The organism is Streptomyces sp. NPDC001492, assembly GCF_053597275.1.
The window spans coordinates 16080-32758 of sequence record NZ_JBSFHW010000057.1 but is presented as its reverse complement, the minus strand read 5'-3'; the positions used below and the strand labels follow the sequence as shown (position 1 = coordinate 32758).

Here is a 16679-nt window from a genome sequence, read left to right as displayed (position 1 = left end):
CTTCGGAGCGTTTCTCATGATCACCGTTCGTGGTGTCGACGTGCGCGTCGGCGCGCGTCTGCTGCTGTCCGGCATCTCCTTCCACATCTCCCCCGGCGACCGCATCGGCCTGGTGGGCCGCAACGGGGCCGGTAAGACCACTCTGCTCAACACCCTTGCCGGCACGCTGCGTCCGGCCGCAGGGACCGTCGCCCGTACCGGTGCGGTCGGCCACCTGCCGCAGGACTCGCGGGCAGCCGATCCGGCGGTCACGGTCACCGACCGCATCCTGTCCGCGCGCGGTCTCGACCAGGCCGTACGAGCGCTGCACCGTACCGAGGCGGCCATGGCCGACGGGTCGGAGCGGGCGATGGACGCCTATGTGCGGGCGGAGGCCGAGTTCCAGGCCCGCGGTGGGTACGCGGCGGAGGCCGAGGCGGCTCGGATCGCCGCCGGGCTCGGCCTGCCCGACGAACTGCTCGGTCGACCGCTCGGCGCACTGTCGGGTGGGCAACGCCGCCGGGTGGAACTGGCTCGCATCCTGTTCGCGGACCACGGCACACTGCTGCTCGACGAGCCGACGAACCACCTGGATGTCGGCGCGATCGCCTGGCTGCGCACGTACTTGACGAACCATCAAAGGCCGGAATGGTCCTCATCAGCCACGACACCTCCCTGCTCGCCCACACCGTCAACCGGGTCTTCCACCTGGACCCGCAGCGCGCCGCGATCGACGTCCACAACACCGGCTGGGGCACCTACCTCGCCCAGCGCGCGGCCGACGACCGGCGGCGGGAGCGGGAGCGGGCGAGCGCGGAGCGCAAGGCGGCGTCGCTGCACACACAGGCGAACAAGATGCGCGCCCGTGCGTCGACGGCGGTGGCCGCGAAGAACATGGCCCGGCGAGCCGACCGCCTGCTGTCCGACCTCGAACCGGTGCGGCGCACGGAAAAGGTGGCCCGCATCCGTCTCCCCGAACCCGCTCCGTGCGGGCGGATCCCGCTGGGCGCGATCAGCCTGACGATGTCCTACGGCGGCCATCGCGTCCTGGACGGCGTGGATCTGGCGGTCGAGCGGGGCAGCCGGCTGGTGGTCCTCGGGCCCAACGGGGCCGGAAAGACGACCCTGTTGCGGATCCTGGCCGGTCAGGTCGCGCCCGACGGCGGCAGGGTGGCGCCCGGGCCCGGGCTGCGGCTCGGCTACTTCGCGCAGGAACACGACACATTGGACGCCGAGTCGACGGTCGGCGCCCATCTCGCGTCCGCCGCCCCGCACCTGACGGACGGCGAAGTGCGGGGTGTACTGGGCTCGTTCCTGTTCCAGGGGGACGACGTCCACAAGCGCGTCGGTGTGCTGTCCGGCGGGGAGAAGACCCGACTCGCCCTGGCGGGCCTGGTCCACTCCGGCGCGAACGTGCTGCTCCTGGACGAGCCCACCAACAACCTGGACCCGGCATCCCGAGCCGAGGTCCTGGCGGCGGTGGGCACGTATCCGGGCGCGATCGTCATGGTCACCCACGACGAGGCCGCCGTCGCGGCGCTGCGCCCGGACCGGGTGCTGCTGCTGCCGGAGTCCGAGGAGGACCTGTGGAGCGAGGACTACCTGGAGCTGGTGGTGCCCGCGTGAAGTCCCTTGCAACAGGCGTCAGTTGTCGCGGTACGCCTCCAGGAGCCGCAGCCACACCTCGCTGATCGTCGGGAACGACGGCACCGCGTGCCAGAGCCTGCTGATCGGGACCTGGCCGGCGACCGCGATGGTGGCCGAGTGGATGAGTTCGCCGACGCCGGGGCCGACGAAGGTGACTCCGCGCAGGATCTCCTCGTTCAGGTCGACGACCATACGGGCTCGGCCGCGGTAGCCGTCGGCGTACAGACCGGCGCCGGATGCGGAGGTCATCTCGACGTCCACGGCCCTGACCCGGTGGCCGGCCTGTTCCGCCTCGGCGAGGGAGAGGCCTACGGCAGCCGCCTCCGGGTCGGTGAAGACGACCTGGGGGACGGCGTGGTGGTCGGCGGTGGCGGCGTGGGCGCCCCAGGGGTCGGATTCGAGGAGCGGGACGCCGGAGGCGCGGGCGGCGATGGCGGCGCCCGCGATGCGGGCCTGGTACTTGCCCTGGTGGGTGAGGAGGGCGCGGTGGTTGACGTCGCCGACCGCGTAGAGCCAGTCGTTGCCGGCCACGCGCAGGCTGTCGTCGACCGGGAGCCAGCCGCCCGGCTCCAGTCCGACCGTCTCCAGGCCGATGTCGCCGGTCTTCGGGCGGCGGCCGGTGGCGAAGAGGATCTCGTCGGCCTCGATGCGGTCGCCCTGGTCGGTCACCACGACCACCGTGCCGTTCTCGCGGGTGACCGACTCGACCGAGGTGCCGGTGCGCACGTCCGCGCCGGCCTCGGTGAGGGCCTCGGCGACCAGCTCCCCGGCGAAGGGTTCCATGCGGTTGAGCAGGCCCTTGCCACGGACGAGAACGGTGACCTGGGAGCCGAGGGCCTGCCAGGCGGTGGCCATCTCGGTGGCGACCACTCCCCCGCCCACCACGACCAGCCGGCCCGGTACCTCCTGTGCGCTGGTGGCGTTCCGGCTGGTCCACGGCTTGACGTCGGCCAGGCCCGGCAGGTCGGGCAGGACGGCGTCGGTGCCGGTGCAGACGGCGACGGCGTGCCGGGCGGTGAGCACCTTCTGCCCGCCGTCGGAGCCGGTGACGGTCACCGTACGCGGGCCGGTCAGGCGGCCGTGGCCGCGGTGCAGGTCGGCGCCGATGCCGTCGAGCCATCCGGCGGCGCCGTCGTCGTGCCAGTCGGAGGTGTAGTAGTTGCGGTGCGCGAGGACCGCTGCGGCGTCGAGGGGGCCCTGCACCGCCTGGCGCAGGCCCGGTACGCGGCGGGCGTCGGCGCGGGCGATGACCGGGCGCAGCAGGGCCTTGCTGGGGATGCAGGCCCAGTACGAGCACTCGCCGCCGACCAGCTCGCTCTCCACGACCGCGGTGGACAGGCCGGCCGCGCGGGTGCGGTCGGCGACGTTCTCCCCCACGGGCCCGGCCCCGAGCACCACGACGTCGTACGCGATGGTTTCCGTTTCCGTCATGAGGTCAGTCTGGTGGGTGGTGTGCGCTCAGGCCACACGGGTAGGGGCGCGGAATACGTGACCGGCCGGCCGTGTTGTGCCGACGGCTTCGCCCCGACAGCAGGAAGAGGAAATTCAGGTCATGAGCAGCACCGTGGAGCTCACCAAGGAGAACTTCGACCAGACGGTCACGGACAACGACTTCGTCCTGATCGACTTCTGGGCGTCGTGGTGCGGGCCGTGCCGTCAGTTCGCGCCGGTCTACGAGAAGGCGGCCGAGGACAACCCGGACCTGGTGTTCGGCAAGATCGACACCGAGGCGCAGCCGGAGCTGGCCGCGGCCTTCGGTATCCAGTCGATCCCGACGCTGATGATCGTCCGCGACCAGGTCGCGGTGTTCGCTCAGCCGGGCGCACTGCCCGAGGCCGCCTTGACGGATGTCATCGGCCAGGCCCGCAAGCTGGACATGGACGAGGTCCGCAAGGCGGTCGCGGAGCAGCAGGCGCAGGCCGAGCAGAACGGCCAGTAGCCCTCTCTGGAGCAGTAGCCCTCTCTAGAAGGGATACGGCGCCACGTCACCGCGCACCGTCGTCCAGCGCACGTCGGTGAAGGCCTCCAGGTTGGCCTCGCCGCCGAAGCGGGCGCCGGTGCCGGACGCGGCGACGCCGCCGAAGGGCGCCACGGCCTCGTCGTTGACCGTCTGGTCGTTGATGTGGACGATGCCGGTCGGGATGCGTTCGGCGAGGTCGAGACCGCGGGCGGCGTCGCGCGTGACGATGCCCAGGGACAGCCCGTACTCCCCCGCCGAGGCGAGGGCCACGGCCTCGTCGACGGTGGCGAAGGACCGTACCGGCGCGACCGGGCCGAAGACCTCCTCGGCATAGGCGGGGCTGTGATCGTCGACGCCCGCGAGGACCGTCGGACGGTAGAACAGGCGGTCGTGGGTCCCGCCCGCGGCCAGCTTGGCGCCGCCCGACGTGCTGGCCTCGACCAGGCCGTGCACCTTGGTCAGCTGGGCGTCGTCGATGATGGGCCCGAGATGGACCTGCTCGCGGTGCGGGTCGCCGACGGCGAGGGAGTCGGCCTTGGCGGCGAGGCGCTCGACGTACTCCTCGTAGAGCGACTGGTGCACCAGGTGGCGGCCGGTCGTCATGCAGATCTGGCCCTGGTGGAAGAACGAGCCCCAGGCGGCCGTGGAGATCACGGCGTCGAGGTCGGCGTCCTCGAGGACGACCATCGCGGAGTTGCCGCCGAGTTCCAGGTGGACGCGCTTGAGGTGGCGGCCGCCCGCCTCGCCGACCGCGCGGCCCGCTGCCGTGGAGCCGGTGAAGGAGATGACGGGCACCTTCGGGTCGGCGACCAGGGCCTGGCCGACGTCCGGGCCGCCCGGCAGGACGTGCAGCAGGTTCTCGGGCAGGCCTGCCTCGGCGAAGACCGCGGCGAGGGAGAGCCCGCCGCAGACCGCGGTGCGCGGGTCCGGCTTGAGAACGACCGCGTTGCCGAGCGCGAGGGCCGGGGCGACCGAGCGGATCGAGAGGATCAGCGGGGCGTTGAACGGGGAGATCACGCCGACCACGCCGACCGGGATACGGCGCGTGTACGACAGGCGGGGCGCCTCGCTGGGCAGGATCTGTCCGGCCGGGCGGGACGCGAGGGCGGCGGCCTCATAGCACTCCTGGGCGGCGACGTGCAGCTCGAATTCGGCCTTGCCGGGGATCGAGCCGGACTCGCGCACGAGCCATTCGCGCAGCTCGTCGGCGTGCGCGGCGAACAGGTCACCGGCCTTGCGCAGGACGCCGGCGCGGACGAAGTGCGGGGCTCGGGCCCACTCGGTCTGGGCGGCGCGGGCGGCCTCGGCGGCCGGGCCGACGTCCGCGGCCGAGGCGAGGGTGACGGTCGCGAGGGTGTCCCCGGTGGCGGGCTCCGTCACGGCGTACTCCGGTCCCGACAGGGGTCGGGGCTGCCAGGTCTTCGGGTCGAGCAACGGCATGACGGCTCTCCGTTTCGTCACCGGCGGGACTCACGTCATCAGCGGAAGTCCCGTGTAGTTGGCGGCCAGTTCGGCGGCCGCGTGGCGGGATGCGGCGATCCGGCGCAGGCGTGTCAACTGCAGGCGGTTCTCGAACACATCCCCATCTGGTTGAGCATGCAACATCTTAGTCATGTCGTAGGAGAAGCGCGTGGCCTGCCACACCCGTGCGAGGCAGATCTCCGAATAGGTGTCGAGGAGTTGCTCGGATCCGCTGCGGTGCAGCTCGGCGAAGGCGCGGGCGAGGACGCGGACGTCGGAGACGGCGAGGTTGAGGCCCTTGGCCCCGGTCGGCGGCACGATGTGGGCGGCGTCGCCGGCCAGCAGCAGCCGGCCGTGGCGCATCGGTTCGTGGACGTAGCTGCGCATCGAGGTCACAGACTTGGCGGTGATCGGACCGCGGTGCAGGGTCCAGTCGGCGTCGACGGCGAAGCGGGCGGCGAGCTCGTCCCAGATGCGCTCGTCGGGCCAGTCCTCGGGGTCGGTGTGGTGGGGGACCTGGAGGTAGAGGCGGGACAGGTGCGGGGAGCGCATGCTGTGCAGGGCGAAGCCGCTCTCGCCGCGTGCGTAGATCAGCTCCTCGCAGGAGGGCGCCACGTCGGCGAGGATGCCGAGCCAGGAGTACGGGTAGTCGTGCGCGTACGCGCGGCTGCTCGCGGCGGGGAAGGTGTCGCGGGAGATGCCGTGGAAGCCGTCGCAGCCGATCACCCAGTCGCAGGTCAGCGTCTGTTCGCGGCCCTCGTGCAGGAAGCGTACGACGGGCGAGGCGCTCTCCGGCTTCTCGATCGCGAGGGCCACCGCCTCGAACAACAGGGGTGGCCCGTCGGCCAGTTGGAGGGCGACGAGGTCCTTGACGATCTCGGTCTGGGCGTAGATGGTGACGGTGCGACCGCCGGTGAGGGCGGGGAAGTCGATGTGGTGGCGTTCGCGGTCGAAGCGCAGCTCGATGCCCTGGTGGACCAGTCCCTCGGCGTTCATGCGCTCGGCGGCACCGGCCTCGCGCAGGGCGTCCACGGTGCCCTGCTCCAGCATGCCGGCGCGCTGGCGGTGCTCGACGTACTCGCGGGTCCTGGCCTCCAGGACGACGCAGTCGATGCCCGTGCGGTGCAGCAGCCGGGCCAGGAGCAGCCCGGCGGGACCGCCGCCGATGATGCCGACCGTCGTGCGCATGGGCGCCTCCCCTGGCTTCAGCTGGAGTCGCGGTGGACCACCGTGGCTCCCAGCACCTTGTGCGTCTCGGGCGCGGCGCCCGGGTTGCGGACCGCGCGGTCGACCAGTTCGGCGAGGTCGCGGCCGGACGGCAGCTCGATGTGGACCGTGCTCAGCCGGGGCCTGAGCAGCCGGCCGAGCATGAGGTCGTCGGCGCCGATCACGGCCGTGTCCTCCGGGATGCGCACCCCCGCGTCCTGCAGGGCGCGCATCAGCAGCATCGCGTACTCGTCGTTGTACGCGAACACGGCGTCCAGGTCGAGCTCGCGCCAGCGCGCGGCGAGGCGCGCGGCGGATTCCTCCGCGTAGCCGAGGGGCAGTTCGGTGACGGTGGCGTCGGTGCCGTGCAGGGCGCGGCGCACGCCTTCGAGGCGGGGCAGGGAGAAGGACTCCAGGCCGTCCTCCTCGGGTACGACGACGCCGATGCGGCGCCGGCCGCGGTCGAAGAGATGGCTGCCTGCGCAGTGGCCGACGGTCTCGTGGTCCATGAGCAGGGCGTGGGCGCCGTCGACGGAGTGGGGGCCGAGGGTGACGACGGCCCGGGCGCCGGAGCGCTTGAGCACGGTCACGCCCTGCGGGGTGAGGGAGCCGGGGCCGGGCACCAGGACCGCGACCGGGCGCAGCTCGGCCCAGGCCCGGGCAGCCTCGTCGCCGTGCACGCCGACGGAGCCGTACTGCACGACCGTGTAGTCGAGCCGGCCCAGCGCCCACTGCAGCTCGCTGATGAACTGGCTGTAGAGGGGGCCGACCGGGAAGCTGGGCGCGGGCATCAGGACCATGCGGCTGTGCCCGGCGCGCAGGCTGCGGGCGGCCGCGTGCGGGACGTACCCGAGTTCCTTGGCGGCCTCGTGGACACGGCGGCGCGTGGGCTCGCTGATCCGTACGGCGCTGGCGTTGTTGAGGACGTAGGAGACGGTCGCGCGCGAGACGCCCGCCAGGCGGGCCACATCGGCGCTCGTGGGCACGGAGCGCGGTGCGGGTGACGAGGACGCGGGCGTTTTCGGTATCTGCACCATGACGTACGGCATCTTCGCAGAACCTGTGGCCGAGGCCACAGGCGGGGCGCCGGAGACCGTGTCCGGGCGGGGTTCAGCAGGGCGGGCGGCCGTGGGTGACGCGGTCGACCAGGTCGATCCAGCCCTTCTCCAGACGCTCCAGCGGCATGCCGCACTGCTTGGTCAGATGGTGGATCAGGGCGGGGTCGAGATAGCCCATCAGGGTCTGGGCGAGGAGTTCGCAGTCGGCGTCCGGGGCGATCTGCCGCAGCAGCATCGTGACGTGGGTGTGCAGGGCCTGGAGCGAGGGGTGGCCGAAGCGGCGGGTGGGTTCCGGCTGGGCGGCCAGTTGCAGGTCCAGCTGTTCGACCGAGCGGTAGAGCACCGCCACCCCGAACGCCCGCAGCCGCTCGATCGCCGGCGCCCCGGGGCCCAGCGGCGGCGGCCCGCCGAGGAAGTCGGCCTGGAGCTTCCTCGACGAATGGTCCAGCAGCGCCATCAGCAGCCCGGTGCGGTCGCCGAAGCGGCGGAAGACGGTCCCCTTGCCCACGTTGGCCGCCGCGGCGACCGCCTCCATCGTGACCCCGGCCGCCCCGTGCTCCGCGATCAGCCGGGTGGCCGCCTCCAGCAGCCGGGCCCGGTTGCGGGCGGCGTCTGCGCGCAGGCACGGCTCGTCCTCGGCGGAGCTGAGCTGCAGCAACTCGGGCTCGCCGGCGGGCTCCTGAGGCCTCGGGAAGGGCGGCAGCGTGGCGGACATGAAGACAGCGTAAAGCATCGGGAACAAAACTGGACCGCGGTCCGGTTAGGGTGCTAGAAACTAAACGGACCTCGGTCCGGATCGTAACGGCAATGTTTCAGCATCCCCTGGAGTACCCCATGTCTGTTCGCATCCTTGCGCTCGTCGGCAGCCTTCGCGCCGGTTCGCACAACCGCCAGCTCGCCGAGGCGGCCGTCAAGCTGGCCCCCGAGGGCGCGGACGTCGTGCTGTTCGAGGGCCTGGCCGAGATCCCCTTCTACAACGAGGACATCGACGTCGAGGGCAGCGTCCCGGCCGCCGCCACGAAGCTGCGCGAGGCCGCGCAGGCCGCCGACGCGTTCCTGTTCTTCTCCCCCGAGTACAACGGCACCATCCCGGCCGTCCTGAAGAACGCCATCGACTGGCTGTCCCGCCCCTACGGCGCCGGCGCCTTCGGCGGCAAGCCGGTCGCCGTGGTCGGCACCGCCTTCGGCCAGTTCGGCGGCGTGTGGGCGCAGGACGAGACCCGCAAGGCCGTGGGTATCGCCGGCGGCAAGGTGCTGGAGGACGTCAAGCTCTCCATCCCCGGCTCCGTGGTCCGCTTCGCCGAGACCCACCCGGCCGACGACGCCGAGGTCGCCGCGCAGCTGACCGAGGTCATCGCCCGCATCCACGGCCACGCGGACGAGGCCGCTGCCGCCTGAGCGGGCGCAACCGCAGCAGAACCTGAGGGGCCGGAGCGGATCAGCTCCGGCCCCTTTGCGTGTCGGGTCCGGGTGTCAGGCCACCACTGCCGTCGCCAGTTCGCGCAGTTCCCCCAGGGCGGCCGCGACCGCGGGCCGTTCCCGGGCGCCCCGGCGGGTGCAGGTGAGCAGCTTGCGGTGCGGGTTGCCGGTGCAGCGCACCCGGGTGATCGGCAGGTGCTGGGTGAGCTGGGCCAGCCGCGGGACCAGCGCGACGCCGAGGCGGCTCGCGACCAGGTGGGCCGTGACGTTCCAGTCCAGCGCGTGGTGGACGATGTCCGGGCTGAACCCTGCCTCGCCGCAGGCGGACAGCACGTGCGGGCGGCAGGGGCTGTCCGCGACCGGGGCGATCCAGTCCTCGTGCGCCGCCTCGGACAGGTCGACGCGCTCGCGCCCGGCCAGCGGGTGGTCCTCGGGGACGACGAGGTCGAACGGGTCGTCCAGGAGCGGCTGCTGGTCGAAGCGGACGTCGCTCAGGGGCGGGTTGTGCGGGGTGGCCTCGACCACGGCGAGGTCGGTCTCCCCCTCGAAGAGCAGGTCGAAGCTGCCGGGGACGCCGGCTTCCTGGATGCGCACGGACAGCCCGGGATGCCGCTGGTGCAGCCGGACCGCCATGGGGGCCAGCAGCACCGAGACGGCCACCGGGAACCCGCTGACACGCAGCGGCCCGGCGGGGGTGTGTTCGGCGCGCAGCTCGAGCTCGGCCTGTTCCCAGCGGGCCTGGATCGCGTCCGCGTGCGCGAGCAGGCTCTCGGCGGCAGGGGTGAGCCGCACCCCGCGGCCCTGCGGTTCCAGGAGATCGACGCCGAGGTCGCGGGCGAGCTGGCGGATCTGCTGGGAGGCCGCGGACGTGGTGAAGTGCAGGGCACGGGCGGCCGCGGTGACCGTGCCGTAGTGGGCCACGGCCCGCAGGACGTGCAGTCGGCGCAGGTCAATCATGAAGCCCAGGCTTCAAGGTCGGGTCCACAAAGTCAACCTGGACGTGTACGGATGCTGCGCCGCACTCTGGGTGTGTCGCGACGGTCCACCCGTCAGGACGTACCGAGGAGTTGCCATGACCAGCACGACCGGCACCGCCTGCCCGCACTGCGGTTGGCCGGACGGCGCCGAGCCCTTCCAGGTGGTGTCGAGGCACGGCACCGCGGCGGGCCGCACCGAGTGGACGCGTTGCGGCTGCGGCTCGCTGCAGGTCCGGGTGGTCGACGGTTGCGGGATGCGCGTCGTCTCGCGCAGCGGCCCCGCGGCGCCTCAGTCCAGCCCGGCCAGCCGCTGAACGGCCGGGGCCGCGAAGCTCTCGATCCACGCCGCGGTTTCCCCGAGACGCGGCACCAGGATCACGGTGTCCAGGCCCAGCTTGGTGTAGCCGGAGATGTCCCGCGTGAAGGTGTCGAGGTCCCCTGCTGTGGCCGACTCGCCCGTGTAGGCGACCGTCTTGCTGATCCGGTCGTAGTCGCGCCCCTCGGCGTCGCAGTGCCCGCGCAGCACGTCCAGCTTGTGGCGGACCTCCTCCGGCGAGGTCGCGAACAGGTTGCAGGCGTCGCCGTACCGGGCGACCAGGCGCAGGGTCTTCTTCTCACCCCCGCCGCCGATCATGATCTCGGGGTGGGGGCTGCTGACCGGCGCCGGGACGCACAGGGTCTCGGCCAGTTTGTAGTGCTTGCCCTCGAAGGGACCGTTCGTCTGCGGGTCCCACATCTGCAGACAGATCCGGAGGGTCTCCTCCAGCCGTTCGAAGCGCTCGGCGAGTGGCGGGAAGGGTACGCCGAGGCCCGCGTGCTCGCGGTCGTACCAGGCGGCGCCGATACCGAGGGTGGCGCGACCGCCGGACAGGACGTCCAGCGTCGTGGCGATCTTGGCAAGCAGTCCGGGGTGCCGGTACGTCACGCCGGTCACCAGCGCACCCAGCTGCACCGTGGAGGTGTGGCCCGCGAGATAGCCGAGGGTCGTGTAGGCCTCCAGCATGGGGTCCTCGGCGCCACCGTTGAACTCCATCTGGAAGTAGTGGTCCATGACCGACAGCCGGCTGATGCCTGCTGCCTCGGCCGCGGCGCCCGTCGCGGCGAGTTCCGCCCCGAGGGCGGGCCCGCCGCCGCTGTGGTTGAACCGGTTGATGTGTACGCCCACCCGCATGACCGTCTCCGTCCGCCCGGGCCGTTGTCGTCCCCGGTGACGCTAGGACTTCGAGTGCTCTCGAAGTCAAGGCGGTCCCGCACCCCTTCAGGGCGCCGCCTGCGTCTCCTGCTTCTTCGAGGCCCACAGGCTGGGGCTCGTCGTCACCGTCGCGCCATGAGCAGATGTCGGGCGGCACCCGCCGTTCGGCGGGCAGGTTCCGCCGGACGGCGGCGCTCCGCGTGACGGCCGGTGCGTGAATCATGTCGGCCAGAGCCACCGCGCCCTGCACGAGGAGACAGTCATGACCCTGGTCCCGCCCCCGTTCGACCCCGAACTTGCCGCAGCACTCGAGCTGATCAAGGACGTGGTGCGGCCCGGTCTCACCCTCGACGAGATCGACCTGGTGCGCCAGGGGCCGGGCATCGAGATGCTCGCCCAGCTCGACCTGACCGCGGGCGGCTTCTTCGAGATCGAGGACCGCACCGTGCCCGGTCCCGAGAACGCGCCCGACATCTCCCTGCTGATCTGCCGCCCGGCAACCCCGCCGGCCGAGGGTCCGCGGCCCGTCGTCTACCACGTCCACGGCGGCGGCCTGATCATCGGCAACAACCGGGTCGGTGTGGACGTGGCCCTGGAGTGGGCGCGGCAGCTGGACGCGGTCGTGGTGTCGGTGGAGTACCGGCTGGCTCCGGAGCATGCGTATCCGGCACAGATCGACGACGTGTACGCCGGTCTGCTGTGGACGGCGGAGCACGCCGCAGGGCTCGGTGCCGACCCGGAGCGGATCGTGGTCGCGGGTGCCAGCGCGGGCGGCGGGCTGTGTGCGGCGCTGGCCCTGCTGACCCGGGACCGCAAGGGCCCGCGACCGCTGGGCCAGATACTGATGTGCCCGATGCTGGACGACCGCAACGACAGCCCGTCCACGTACCAGATGGCGGGCCTCGGCATCTGGGACCGCACGGCCAACGAGACCGGCTGGACGGCGCTGCTGGGCGAGGAGCGCGGCGGCCCGGACGTGCCGTCGTACGCCGCGCCCGCCCGCGCCGCGGACCTGTCCGGTCTGCCGCCGGCCTTCCTGGACGTCGGTTCCGCGGAGACCTTCCGCGACGAAACCGTGGCCTACGCCTCGCGGATCTGGCAGGCCGGCGGGGCGGCCGAGCTGCATGTGTGGCCGGGTGGCTTCCACGGCTTCGACGGCTTCGCCCCGCAGGCGACGCTGTCCCAGGCGGCCCGCGCGGCACAGCTGGACTGGCTGCGGCGGCTGCTGGCGCGGTAACGGGCGGGGCGGCGGTCAGGAGGGTTCCTCGGCTGCCGCTCCGGCGCGGTTTCCGAGCAGTCGCAGGCCCAGCGGGGCGATGCTGTGACTTGCCGTCCCGGCGGCCGCTGACGAGGCCGGCCTCGCGCACCACCGTGAGCTGCCGGCTCGCGCAGGGCACGGACACGACGACCGTGCCGGCGAGTGCGGTGCTGGAGGCGAGACCTCGTGTGGCGGTCTCGTACCGCGGATCCGCCCAGGCGGGTCCGAGGAGCCGGGCGAGGGGGCCGGGGGCGGACCAGGACCGGCACCAGGGTCTCCTCGAACGATGCACGGGCCGTCGCCGGCAGACGTGCGAGGGCACACAGCGGCGCAGTCCGGCGCTCCTCATCGAGTGCGCCATGGCGCATGATGGCCCGTATGAAAGAGCTGGCCGGGCGCCTGACCGCGCTGGATCCCGATGCCGGTGCCGCTGTACGCGTCATCGCCTACTTCGACCGGCTGGCCGAGACCAGGGCCGGTCTGGAGGGGCTGGTGCGCGGGGCGGCCGTGCTGGCCGGATGTCCGGCGCGGCTCGTCGATGCCGGCCGGCGCGTACGGGTGCGGGTCGAGCCCGACGGCACCCGCAGGGACACCGAAGCGCCGCCGGAGCCGGACTGGCCGTGCGCGGCACTGGAGCCCGACGGCACCCCGGCCCTGTGGCTGGAGCGGGCGGGAACCGGACCGAGCGTCGTCGACGCGGTGATCCTGGAGCGTGCCGCCGGTGCCATACGGCTGGTGCTGGACCGCACCCGGGGCCGCGCCCCTGCCTCCCCCGCCGACGACCCGGCTCTGATCGAGACACTGCTCGACGTCACGGTGCCCGAACCGGCCCGGCTGCACGCGGCCCGCTGCCTCGGCATCGACCCCGCCGACCCGGCCGTACGGATCCGCGCCCTCGCCCCCGGCGACGGCCCGCCCCGCATCCTGGCGGCCCGCGCGGGTGCCCGACCCGGCGACGCCGAGTTGCCCGCCGGTCGCCTGGGTGTGGGACCTGCTGTGCCGGTGCTCGATCTGCCGGGCTCGTGGGTGGCGGCCCGCACGGCCCTGCGGTTCACGGCCGACGGCACGGCACGGGATCCCGGCCCGCGTGTGGTGTACGCCGACGAGCTGGGCGGCGTCGCGCTGCTCGCGGATCTCGTCGTGCCGGGCGCCGAGCCGCCGCCCGATGTCCGGGCCCTGGAAGCGGCGGCGCGCGCACTGCCCGGGCTGCTGGCCACACTGCACGCCGTGGCCGCCACGGCGAGCCAGCGCGCGGCGGCCGCCGAGATCAACGTGCACCACTCCACGCTCCAGGACCGTCTCACCCAGGCCGAGCACCTGCTCGGCTGGCCGCTGCGCACCCCGCAGGGCCGGCTCAGGCTGCAACTGGCGCTGACGATGCGGCACTTGGCGCGGCCTTAGCCCTTCGTCGGGTGCGGTTCACCGGAACTCGTGGATCACCTGGATCTCGCCGTCGATGTGGGCGTTGAACTCGTCGAGCTCCTCGGCCGGCACCCACAGCTCGAGGATGGTCTCGCCGCCGGCCTGCCGCACGGGGTACCGGCTCAGGAACTCCGTGTCGACCTCGAAGCGGGTGACGAAGCCGGCGCCGTCGTGCTTGACGTTCCAGTCCCGCGCGATCCTGACGGCGTAGTCCTCGTTGAGCACCGGGTAGAAGATCGGCTGCTCGGGCAGGCGCGGCGGCCAGGCGCGCCACTCCAGCGCACGGACCAGGTCCAGCTCCTTGGGGCCGGTGGGGCGCCACAGGGTCGTCGTCGGTCGTGGGCTGGTCATGGCGTTCGCTTTCCGGAGGGATCGGCCGCGGTGGGGCGGGCGGAGTCCGGACGATACCGGCGAGGCCGGTACGGCGGCCAAGCGGTTTCGGGCGAGGACGGCGTGGTTCCGGACGGCTACCGGAGGGCGAGGGACGCCCGGTGCAGCCAGTCGGTGCCGTCGTAGGCCACGAGGTCGACCGTGGGCACGCGGGCCGTGAAGGGGAGGGCGGCGCGCAGACCGGCCTCGATCTCGTCCAGCACGGCCTCGTCCTGGCCCTGAGCGACCGTCAGATGCGGGTGGGGCTCGTACTTCCCGCCGTACGGCGGGGCTTCCGGCCAGCGTTCGACGACCGCCTCGGTGAGCCTGCGGAACGGAGCGTCGGGGGTGGGCTCGAGGTGGACCACCCCGGGAAAACGCCCGGGTTTTTCGAACCGCACCTCGAAGGAGCGGTGGCGCCCGACGATCTCGTCGAGGGCGGCGCAGGTCCCGGCGCCGACGAGGGAGGCGGGCAGGAAGGGGAAGACCACGGTGATGTGGGCCGGGACACCGGCTCGGGCCGCGTGGTCGAAGCGGTCCCGCCAGGGCCGGACCACCGCTTCCGCCTCTGGTACGGGTACGACGAGCGCCGTCTGCCCCGCTGTGAAACGACCGGATTGCTCGTCTGCCATGCCATGGGTGTACCAGGCGGATGCCCGCGGCCGCGACCCGACACACTTGCATACGCGCCATACCATCCCTCGCCGACAATTTCACAGATGTCCTATCCTGGACCGCAGGCACTCGGGACGGAGGACCCAGCCCATGACCGCGACGGATCCGGCGCTCACCGCGCTCGCCTCGAGCTGGTCCGCCCTGTCGCTGCTGCACGGCAGGATCGAGGCCCACATCGAGCGCGCGCTCCAGGCCGGGCACGATCTGAGCGTGCGCGAGTACTCCCTGCTGGACGTGCTGAGCCGCCAGCACGACGGGGAGGGCGGGCACCTGCAGATGAAGCAGGTCGCCGACGCGGTGGTGCTCAGCCAGAGCGCCACGACGCGGCTGGTCACCCGCCTGGAGGACCGCGGACTGCTGACCCGGTACCTGTGCCCCACCGACCGGCGCGGTATCTACACCAACGTCACCGAGGCCGGCCTCGCACTCTTGGAGGAGGCCCGCCCGACCAATGAGGCGGCCCTGCGCGAGGCCCTGGACGAGGCCGCCCGGAGCCCGGAGCTCGCCCCGCTGGTCGAAGCCGTCGAGACGCTTCGCGTTCCTGCCTGACACATCGAGACCCCCGCAGCCTCACTGCGGGGGTTTTCACTTGCCCCAATACTTGCACACACCTGCTACCCGCCTCAGCCATTCGATGCGGTTGCATTTATAGCGCGTCTGCAACTATTGTCGACGCCCGTAAGCGTTACACGCAATCGCCTGGAAGGTACTTCCCATGCCTCTCGCCCTCCTGGCCCTGGCCATCGGGGCCTTCGGGATCGGCACCACGGAATTCGTGATCATGGGCGTGCTGCCCGAGGTCGCGGGTGACTTCGGCGTCTCCATCCCCACCGCGGGCCGGCTCGTCTCCGGCTACGCCCTGGGCGTCGTCTTCGGTGCACCCCTGCTGACGGTCCTGGGCACCAAGGTCTCCCGCAAGAAGATGCTCATGTTCCTCATGGGTCTGTTCGTCGTGGGCAACACACTGTCCGCGTTCGCCCCCACCTTCGGCGTCATGCTCGCCGGCCGGGTGATCGCCTCTCTCGCGCACGGCGCGTTCTTCGGCATCGGCTCCGTGGTCGCGGCCGGTCTGGTCGCCCCGGAGAAGAAGGCTTCCGCGATCTCCCTGATGTTCACGGGCCTGACCGTCGCCAACGTGGTGGGGGTCCCGCTGGGCACGTTCATCGGCCAGGCCGCCGGATGGCGGGTCACCTTCACCGCGGTCGCCGCGCTCGGCATCGCGGGCCTCGTCGGGGTGGCGAAGCTGGTGCCCGAGCTGGGCCGCCCGCAGTCCGGCACCATTCGTACCGAGTTCGCCGCCTTCCGCAACGTGCAGGTGTGGATCGCGATGGCGATGACGGTCCTCGGCTTCGGCGGGGTGTTCGCCGCGATCACCTACATCACGCCGATGATGACCGAGGTCGCCGGTTACTCGGCCGGTGCGGTGACCTGGCTGCTGGTGCTGTTCGGGGCCGGGATGTTCCTGGGGAACCTGGTGGGCGGCCGGTTCGCCGACCGTGCCCTCATGCCCATGCTGTTCACCGCGCTCGGTGCCCTGTCCCTGGCGCTGCTGCTGTTCACGGCGACCGCCCACCACAAGGTCCTGGCCGCGCTCACCCTGACGCTGATCGGTGCGCTGGGCTTCGCCTCCGTGCCTCCCCTGCAGAAGTGGGTGCTCGACCAGGCCTCGGCCGCCCCGACGCTGGCCTCCGCCGCCAACATCGGTGCCTTCAATCTCGGCAACGCGCTGTCCGCCTGGCTCGGCGGTCTCGTCATCTCGGCCGGGCTCGGCTACACGGCGCCGAACTGGGTCGGCGCCCTGCTGGCCGGCAGCGCACTGCTCCTGTCCTTCCTGGCGGCCTTCCTCGACCGCCGCACCGGTCCGGCCGGCCGTGTCGTGGCCGCGTCCGCACCCGCCGAGCACGTCCCGGCCACCGCACGGCACTGATCCCCGCCGGGGTGAGCGGGGTGATCCCGAATCCCGTCACGCCTGATCGCCGCCACAGACCCCGGTCTGCGCACCAGCCCCCGACACGGACAGCCTCAACCGGCCGCCGGACGCGGCCGGTTCAGGCTG

At 72.4% G+C, this 16679-nt stretch carries 16 protein-coding genes and 1 pseudogene; 8 read left to right on the top strand and 9 right to left on the bottom strand.

Annotated elements, in window-relative coordinates:
* The first annotated feature begins 16 nt into the window (after positions 1–16).
* Positions 17–1605 (top strand): annotated as a pseudogene (locus tag ACWC1K_RS43825) (ABC-F family ATP-binding cassette domain-containing protein).
* An 18-nt stretch (positions 1606–1623) separates the two neighbouring features.
* Here ACWC1K_RS43825 and ACWC1K_RS43820 read toward each other — a convergent pair.
* A complete protein-coding gene (locus ACWC1K_RS43820; RefSeq protein WP_450839078.1) occupies positions 1624–3057 on the bottom strand; it encodes a dihydrolipoyl dehydrogenase family protein in 1434 nt (477 codons plus the stop codon).
* Between the two features lie 121 nt (positions 3058–3178).
* Between ACWC1K_RS43820 and trxA the strand changes: the two genes are divergently transcribed.
* On the top strand, positions 3179–3565 hold the full coding sequence (gene trxA / locus ACWC1K_RS43815; RefSeq protein WP_099933232.1) for a thioredoxin: 387 nt from the start codon (positions 3179–3181) through the stop codon (positions 3563–3565).
* A gap of 24 nt (positions 3566–3589) precedes the next feature.
* Here trxA and ACWC1K_RS43810 read toward each other — a convergent pair whose 3' ends face one another.
* The 4 genes from ACWC1K_RS43810 to ACWC1K_RS43795 form a co-directional block, all read right to left on the bottom strand.
* Positions 3590–5026: a benzaldehyde dehydrogenase gene (locus ACWC1K_RS43810; protein ID WP_450839076.1), complete on the bottom strand. Its 1437-nt coding sequence runs from the start codon at positions 5024–5026 to the stop codon at positions 3590–3592.
* A gap of 30 nt (positions 5027–5056) precedes the next feature.
* On the bottom strand, positions 5057–6235 hold the full coding sequence (locus ACWC1K_RS43805) for a 4-hydroxybenzoate 3-monooxygenase (RefSeq protein ID WP_450839075.1): 1179 nt from the start codon (positions 6233–6235) through the stop codon (positions 5057–5059).
* A gap of 17 nt (positions 6236–6252) precedes the next feature.
* The gene (locus ACWC1K_RS43800) at positions 6253–7302 is read right to left on the bottom strand and encodes a LacI family DNA-binding transcriptional regulator (RefSeq protein WP_450839074.1); all 1050 of its coding nucleotides are present in this window, start codon (positions 7300–7302) and stop codon (positions 6253–6255) included.
* A gap of 61 nt (positions 7303–7363) precedes the next feature.
* Positions 7364–8044 (bottom strand): TetR/AcrR family transcriptional regulator, encoded by a 681-nt coding sequence (locus ACWC1K_RS43795; protein ID WP_450839073.1) that lies wholly within the window; start codon positions 8042–8044, stop codon positions 7364–7366.
* Between the two features lie 101 nt (positions 8045–8145).
* Here ACWC1K_RS43795 and ACWC1K_RS43790 point away from each other — a divergent pair, with 101 nt between their 5' ends.
* Entirely contained in the window at positions 8146–8709 is a 564-nt protein-coding gene (locus ACWC1K_RS43790; protein WP_389081995.1) for an NAD(P)H-dependent oxidoreductase, read from the top strand.
* A 75-nt stretch (positions 8710–8784) separates the two neighbouring features.
* On the opposite strand, the gene ACWC1K_RS43785 is transcribed toward ACWC1K_RS43790, so the two are convergent.
* A complete protein-coding gene (locus ACWC1K_RS43785; protein WP_450839070.1) occupies positions 8785–9687 on the bottom strand; it encodes a LysR family transcriptional regulator in 903 nt (300 codons plus the stop codon).
* Between the two features lie 115 nt (positions 9688–9802).
* Between ACWC1K_RS43785 and ACWC1K_RS43780 the strand changes: the two genes are divergently transcribed.
* On the top strand, positions 9803–10021 hold the full coding sequence (locus tag ACWC1K_RS43780) for a hypothetical protein (RefSeq protein ID WP_450839069.1): 219 nt from the start codon (positions 9803–9805) through the stop codon (positions 10019–10021).
* Here the strand turns inward: ACWC1K_RS43780 and ACWC1K_RS43775 are convergent.
* Positions 9997–10878: an LLM class F420-dependent oxidoreductase gene (locus ACWC1K_RS43775; protein ID WP_450839067.1), complete on the bottom strand. Its 882-nt coding sequence runs from the start codon at positions 10876–10878 to the stop codon at positions 9997–9999. The two genes, ACWC1K_RS43780 and ACWC1K_RS43775, sit on opposite strands and share 25 nt — an antisense overlap.
* Positions 10879–11161: 283 nt before the next feature.
* Between ACWC1K_RS43775 and ACWC1K_RS43770 the strand changes: the two genes are divergently transcribed.
* On the top strand, positions 11162–12136 hold the full coding sequence (locus ACWC1K_RS43770) for an alpha/beta hydrolase (protein WP_450839066.1): 975 nt from the start codon (positions 11162–11164) through the stop codon (positions 12134–12136).
* Between the two features lie 399 nt (positions 12137–12535).
* A complete protein-coding gene (locus ACWC1K_RS43765) occupies positions 12536–13558 on the top strand; it encodes a helix-turn-helix domain-containing protein (protein WP_450839065.1) in 1023 nt (340 codons plus the stop codon).
* An 18-nt stretch (positions 13559–13576) separates the two neighbouring features.
* Here the strand turns inward: ACWC1K_RS43765 and ACWC1K_RS43760 are convergent, their stop codons facing one another.
* Together ACWC1K_RS43760 and ACWC1K_RS43755 are read right to left on the bottom strand one after the other, a co-directional pair.
* Positions 13577–13930: a hypothetical protein gene (locus tag ACWC1K_RS43760; RefSeq protein ID WP_450839064.1), complete on the bottom strand. Its 354-nt coding sequence runs from the start codon at positions 13928–13930 to the stop codon at positions 13577–13579.
* Between the two features lie 116 nt (positions 13931–14046).
* Complete coding sequence (locus tag ACWC1K_RS43755) at positions 14047–14580, bottom strand: 2'-5' RNA ligase family protein (RefSeq protein ID WP_450839062.1); 534 nt, start codon at positions 14578–14580, stop codon at positions 14047–14049.
* A 133-nt stretch (positions 14581–14713) separates the two neighbouring features.
* On the opposite strand from ACWC1K_RS43755, the gene ACWC1K_RS43750 reads away from it, so the two are divergent.
* Both ACWC1K_RS43750 and ACWC1K_RS43745 read left to right on the top strand, forming a co-directional pair.
* On the top strand, positions 14714–15172 hold the full coding sequence (locus ACWC1K_RS43750) for a MarR family winged helix-turn-helix transcriptional regulator (RefSeq protein ID WP_351464266.1): 459 nt from the start codon (positions 14714–14716) through the stop codon (positions 15170–15172).
* A gap of 166 nt (positions 15173–15338) precedes the next feature.
* Positions 15339–16550, top strand: a complete 1212-nt coding sequence (locus ACWC1K_RS43745; RefSeq protein ID WP_450839061.1) for an MFS transporter — start codon at positions 15339–15341, stop codon at positions 16548–16550.
* Positions 16551–16679 lie beyond the last annotated feature (129 nt).